General features: G+C 64.8%; 1 protein-coding gene. It reads left to right on the plus strand.

Features of this window, described 5'->3' with window-relative positions; genetic code table 11:
- On the plus strand, positions 1–858 hold an 858-nt coding region (locus AQI95_RS44245), incomplete at both ends, for a cbb3-type cytochrome c oxidase subunit I (protein WP_208614441.1).

Below are 858 nucleotides of genomic sequence, written 5' to 3' on the forward strand. Positions count from 1 at the left end.
CGTTCGCGTTCTTCCTGATCGGTGGCGTGATGGCGCTGCTCATGCGCGCCGAGCTGGCCCGGCCGGGCCTGCAGATCATGTCGAACGAGCAGTTCAACCAGGCGTTCACGATGCACGGCACGATCATGCTGCTGATGTTCGCGACGCCGCTGTTCGCCGGTTTCACGAACTGGATCATGCCGCTGCAGATCGGCGCGCCCGACGTGGCGTTCCCCCGGCTGAACATGTTCGCCTACTGGCTCTACCTGTTCGGCTCGACCATCGCGGTCGGCGGCTTCCTCACCCCGGAGGGTGCGGCCGACTTCGGCTGGTTCGCCTACTCGCCGCTGTCGGACGCGGTCCGCAGCCCGGGTGTCGGCGCCGACATGTGGATCATGGGTCTGGCCTTCTCCGGCTTCGGCACCATCCTCGGCGCGGTCAACTTCATCACCACGATCATCTGCATGCGCGCCCCCGGCATGACCATGTTCCGCATGCCGATCTTCGTGTGGAACGTGCTGCTGACCGCCGTCCTGGTCCTGCTCGCCTTCCCGGTCCTCGCGGCCGCGCTGTTCGCCCTGGAGGCGGACCGAAAATTCGGCGCCCATGTGTTCGACGCGGCAAACGGCGGAGCCTTGCTGTGGCAACACCTCTTCTGGTTCTTCGGGCACCCAGAGGTGTACATCATCGCGCTGCCGTTCTTCGGCATCATCTCCGAGGTCATCCCGGTCTTCTCCCGCAAGCCGATGTTCGGCTACATGGGTCTGATCGCCGCGACCATCGCGATCGCCGGTCTGTCGGTGACGGTGTGGGCCCACCACATGTACGTCACCGGTGGTGTGCTGCTGCCGTTCTTCTCCTTCATGACCTTCCTGATCG

Origin of the sequence: Streptomyces yokosukanensis, from assembly GCF_001514035.1 — a bacterium.
In the GTDB taxonomy this organism is placed as follows: Bacteria; Actinomycetota; Actinomycetes; order Streptomycetales; family Streptomycetaceae; genus Streptomyces; species Streptomyces yokosukanensis.